Origin of the sequence: Methanosphaera cuniculi, from assembly GCF_003149675.1 — an archaeon.
GTDB classification, from domain to species: Archaea; Methanobacteriota; Methanobacteria; order Methanobacteriales; family Methanobacteriaceae; genus Methanosphaera; species Methanosphaera cuniculi.
The window spans coordinates 1-5,138 of the sequence record NZ_LWMS01000028.1 but is presented as its reverse complement, the minus strand read 5'-3'; the positions used below and the strand labels follow the sequence as shown (position 1 = coordinate 5,138).

Sequence of the window (5,138 nt, the reverse complement as noted above, 5' to 3'; positions counted from 1 at the left end):
ATATAATAATAATATAATATTTATATGTTAAATTTAAATTTTAATACTTAATTATGTTTTAATTCTAATTTTATATCTGATTTATTGTTTAATTTTTGTATACTTTTTTCATTGCTCTTTAAATCGTCAAATTTGTCTGCGAATCTAAATAAGTATTACGATAATAATTAGAAGTATTTTTGTATTACTTATTTACACCTTATAATAATACAGTGAAAAATTGACCTTACTCTATGGATTGGTCATTAGTTTCATGTATAAACAATTCTCCTAAAAAACTTATGCAATCATAATATATAACTTATACACTTATAACTTATAATGTATTACAACTTTCAAGAGGGGGGTATACCCTGAGCATTTACACTTGCAATATACGTCCCTCTCTCTGGTTATATATACACCTAATTTACAAAAAAACAACATTAATAAAAAACAATGCACACTTGAAAAAAAATAAAGTAAAATTGAACCAATAAAATAAGAAAAAATACACTTGCAACATACAACCTAAAACCACACTAAATACACTTGAAATACACAACCTCCAACCCCCTATAAAATACACTTGCAACATATGACCAAAAATAAGAAAAAATATTATAAACCGTATTAAATACTAAAACCATTAAAACTAATAATATAATGATTTATGAAAGTATAATTTACTCAGTAATAATAATTGTAATAGCAATACTGATAGACACTCTATTTGGAGAAGTACCAGATAAGATCCACCCTGTAATCTACATGGGAAATGTAATTGACAAACTCAAAAACTACCTACCCAAAACAAGATTCTCAGGACTCTTAATCATAATAACAACAAACTTCATATTTGTAACAATAAGTGTAATAATACTAATAATATCACTATTCATCAACAACTACCTCTACATAATAGTAGCATCAATAATACTATCAACAACATTTTCAATAAACTTCCTAATAAAATCAGTAAAAGACATACAAATACAACTAAAACAAGACATAAACAAAGCACGAAAATCAATGTCATACCTTGTAAGTCGAAACACAGAAGAACTAACAGAATCAAGAATCGCATCAGCAGCAATAGAAACACTAACAGAAAACATAACAGACAGTATAATCTCACCACTATTTTACACAACAATTGTAGCAATACCATTTGGAATGATAACAGCAATACCAATTGCAATTATATACAGAGTATCAAACACAATGGACGCAATGCTAGGATATAAAACAAAAGAATTAATAAACATAGGACGATACCCAGCACTCCTTGATGATGCACTAAACTACATACCAGCACGAATATGCGGATACTACGTAGTAGCAGCTTCCTTCATACTAAAATATGACTACAAACAATCATATAAAACTATGAAAGAATTTGCCAGAAAAACACCAAGTCCAAATAGTGGCTATTCAATGGCAGCAACAGCAGGAGCACTGGACATAACCCTAACAAAAGAAGGTGTATATGAACTAGGACGAGGAAAAAGTCCACTAACAGGAGATAAAATACAAGAAGCTATACAAATAACAAAAGTAACATCAGCATTATTTATACTAACAATATTACTGATATTCTTCATAATCTCAATAACAATCATATAAAAGTGAGGTGAAAACAATAATGAAAATAGCAATAATATCAATAACCACACAAGGAAAAAACATATCAGATAAAATCTATGAACAACTAATAAAAGATCCAACAATACTACACATACAACAATACCATAAAAACGTAAAACAAGCAATCAAAGAAACATTCAACACATACGATTGTATAATCGCAATCATGGCATCAGGCATAATAATACGATCAATTGCACCATATGTAAACTCAAAACTAACAGATCCAGCAGTACTTCTAATTGATGATAATGCAAACTACACAATAAGTCTGCTAAGTGGACATATGGGAGGAGCAAACAACCTAACACATAAAATATCACAACTAATAGGATCTACATCAGTTATCACAACATCAACAGATGTAAATCAAAAACAAGGAATAGATGAAATAGCACGAAAATACTATTTTAACCTAGAAAATCCAGAAAACATCAAATACATAAACCGGGCATTAGTAGATAACCGAAAACCAACACTACAAATACCAACCAAATACACATACTTAATTGATGATGAACTAAAAGATTCATATGAAATAAAACAAGATAACACCAATGATACATTAATAGCAACAATAGATAATCACAGTGTAATACTAACACCACAAAACCTAGTTATGGGAATTGGAGCAAGACGTGATATAGCACAAAGTAAAGTTGAACATGCAATAAATACAGCATGTCAAATACTAGAAATACCACCACAGAGAATTGATGAATTTGCAACAGTAGATATAAAACAAAACGAAGAAGGAATAATAAAAACAGTAGAAAATCTGGGAAAACAAATACAAATAGTACCACGCGACACAATAGAAACCTATAAAAATGAACAATGCTCAAAATCAGACTTTGTAATGAAACAATTCGGAATTAAAGGAGTATGTGAACCAACAAGTCTCATAATAAATGGAGAAAACTCAGAATTAATATTTAAAAAAACAGCATATGATGGAGTAACAATAGCAGTATCAAAAAAATAACCACCACCCCCTTCTTAACCTTTATTTAAACTCATCTCTTTTTAAATAAATATCTTTTTTTTATAAACTAATAATTTATTATTCAAATTTAATGAAAATGAATTAAATTATTAATTTTTTTTTATTACAATTTTTTATATAATATAAACAATAAAGATAGTATAATAAATAAAGAAAATATACATAAATAATAAATTTTTCTAAACTTTATTTAAAATAAATTTTCATAGAAAAAGGAATAGTTGATATATAGATTGTATAGTTTAGAAAGAAATAATTTATTATTAAAAGGAAAAAAAAGACATTAAAATATAATTTTTATTAATTTAATGAAAAAAATGCATTATTTTTTAATACATAATAAAAAGAATAATTGGAGTGATTAATTATGGATAATGATCAAATATTTGAAAGTTGTACAGGTACTTTAGAACAACTAATTAATGATACAAGTGTACCAAGAAATATAAGAAAAGCAGCTGAGGATTCAATTGCACTTCTCCAGAAAGATGAAGAACCAACCCTTAAGGCTAGTTCTGTAATTTCTATTCTTGATGATATAAGTAATGATCCTAACATACCTATTCATGCAAGAATTCTTATCTGGAATATTTTAAGTGAACTTGAATCAGTTAAAGATTAAGTACATGTGATATGTATTGTGTTTTAGCTATTTCTTCTATATATTCACATAGAAGAGTAGCTTCTTCAATATCTTTACCTACCGTAATTACCCCATGATCTTTTAAGATTACAGCATCCTCATTTTTAAGAGCATCACTTGCATGTTCTGCTAATTTTTTACTTCCAGGTGGATAGTAATTTACTTCTGCAATATATTCACCAGTTATTTCACCAAATCCTTCTTGTTGACATAATCTTTTTTTACTAAATGCAAATCCTGTTGCATAAGGAGAGTGTACATGAACAACACTTTTTACATCACTACGCTTTTGATAAACTCCTACATGTAAACTTGTTTCCATTGATGGAACAAGATCATTTGTGCTTGTGTAACTTAGATCATCTAGTTTTACTTTTATAATATCATCATATGTTAGTTCTTTGAAATTTGTTCCTGATGCTGTAATATAAATATATTCACCTGTAGAATCTAGTATACTAATATTTCCTGCTTTACCAATTACCATATCACGATCATATAGGTGGTGGGCTGTTTTTATTATTTGTTCGATTATTTCATTTTCCATCATTTTACATTTCCTCTTTCAATTTTTTTTTAATAAAAAAATAAAATCTTGCAGATATAATATTTTATCTACAGGACTTTAAATTAAATACTCCCTTTTTTTATTAATTTTATTTTTTTTTATCTAATCTTTTTTATTTTCTTTATAATAGTCATTTAAGTACTTATTTGCTTTTTCATCATCTATATTTAAATCAACTTTCAATTTATTTAGTATTTCATCATCTTTTAATCCAAATTCAATACATGTTCTTATAATTCCTTTTGCTTCTCCTATTTTTATTCCTCTTTTTTCTCCTATTTGTATTCCTCTTGCTTCTACTGCAGGATCATATAATGTTTTGGTCATAATATCTACCTTTTTATTTAATTTAGTGTCATTTTCATACCTATTATTTAAATATTGAAATAAATTATTAATAGCTAATAATATAGTATGCATATCTTCTGGTTTTATTTCTTTATTTTCTTCTAATTTTGCAATTTCTTCTGCTGTTTGTTTTGCTCTTTGCATTACTTTTTGCATTTGTTCTGTGATTTTATCCTTATTTTTTGTTTTTTCTTTATTTAATTTTATGAGTTCTTTTCTCAGTTTAAATAGTTGTAGTGGTAGTAATGGATATAATTTATTTTTGACCATTTTTTGGGTTGTGTATTCCCAGCATTTCATAACAGGTACTTTATATGTGACTTCTTGTTCATCTGGGAAAACTACTTCCATATCTATTTGGTTTGATATATTTCTATTTTCCTCTATATACATTACTATAGATTTAGGCATATAAAATACTATTTTTTCTGTACCTTCTTTTGATTTTCTTCGTTGATAATTTTCTTTTGCCTTAAAAAAGTCGTATTCAAACATTCGTATAATCATTGTTTTATCATTTTTTGTTTGAAATTCAATATGATATACTTGGTTTTTCTCTGAATTTAGTTCTAAAAATAAATCTCCTCTTAAAACATCATATTTTGATGTTATAAATTCATTATTTACTACAGTTATTGATGTTTCATCGATTTTGTGATCTTCATGAAATATTGTATTCATCATATTTAGAAGAACTTTATTTGAAACTGTGAATAGTGATTTTAAAATTTCATCAAGTTTTATGTGTTCGGTTTTTTGTTTTGGTGATTTATTTAGGTTTTCTTTCTTTTTCATTTTTTTCTTCAAATTGTTATTAGAATTTTTTGTCATATTTTTCTTAGTTTATTGTTGTTTTTTATATTTATTTTTATACTTTAATTAAAATTTTTTAATATTTTTTAAATTTTAATATATTTTGTATAATCTTATATTGTATTTTATTATTA

General features: G+C 26.2%; 5 protein-coding genes. 3 read left to right on the top strand and 2 right to left on the bottom strand.

Features of this window, described 5'->3' with window-relative positions; translation table 11 throughout:
• The first annotated feature begins 645 nt into the window (after positions 1-645).
• From MSCUN_RS04700 to MSCUN_RS04690, 3 genes are all read left to right on the top strand, one after another.
• Positions 646-1,605, top strand: a complete 960-nt coding sequence (locus MSCUN_RS04700; protein WP_095608154.1) for a cobalamin biosynthesis protein — start codon at positions 646-648, stop codon at positions 1,603-1,605.
• Between the two features lie 19 nt (positions 1,606-1,624).
• Entirely contained in the window at positions 1,625-2,611 is a 987-nt protein-coding gene (locus tag MSCUN_RS04695; protein ID WP_095608155.1) for a cobalt-precorrin 5A hydrolase, read from the top strand.
• 388 nt (positions 2,612-2,999) lie between these two features.
• Positions 3,000-3,254, top strand: coding sequence for a UPF0147 family protein (locus tag MSCUN_RS04690; RefSeq protein WP_095608156.1), 255 nt, complete (start codon positions 3,000-3,002; stop codon positions 3,252-3,254).
• Here MSCUN_RS04690 and MSCUN_RS04685 read toward each other — a convergent pair.
• Entirely contained in the window at positions 3,244-3,825 is a 582-nt protein-coding gene (locus MSCUN_RS04685; RefSeq protein WP_095608157.1) for a class II aldolase/adducin family protein, read from the bottom strand. The genes MSCUN_RS04690 and MSCUN_RS04685 overlap by 11 nt on opposite strands.
• A gap of 120 nt (positions 3,826-3,945) precedes the next feature.
• Positions 3,946-4,986: an RpnC/YadD family protein gene (locus MSCUN_RS04680; RefSeq protein WP_095608158.1), complete on the bottom strand. Its 1,041-nt coding sequence runs from the start codon at positions 4,984-4,986 to the stop codon at positions 3,946-3,948.
• Positions 4,987-5,138 lie beyond the last annotated feature (152 nt).

What these genes read in the sequence shown, in the direction of transcription:
- MSCUN_RS04700 (WP_095608154.1), top strand. Translation starts at nt 646, where the DNA reads ATGATTTATGAAAGTATAATTTACTCAGTAATAATAATTGTAATAGCA.
- MSCUN_RS04695 (WP_095608155.1), top strand. Translation starts at nt 1,625, where the DNA reads ATGAAAATAGCAATAATATCAATAACCACACAAGGAAAAAACATATCA.
- MSCUN_RS04690 (WP_095608156.1), top strand. Translation starts at nt 3,000, where the DNA reads ATGGATAATGATCAAATATTTGAAAGTTGTACAGGTACTTTAGAACAA.
- MSCUN_RS04685 (WP_095608157.1), bottom strand. Translation starts at nt 3,825, where the DNA reads ATGATGGAAAATGAAATAATCGAACAAATAATAAAAACAGCCCACCAC.
- MSCUN_RS04680 (WP_095608158.1), bottom strand. Translation starts at nt 4,986, where the DNA reads ATGAAAAAGAAAGAAAACCTAAATAAATCACCAAAACAAAAAACCGAA.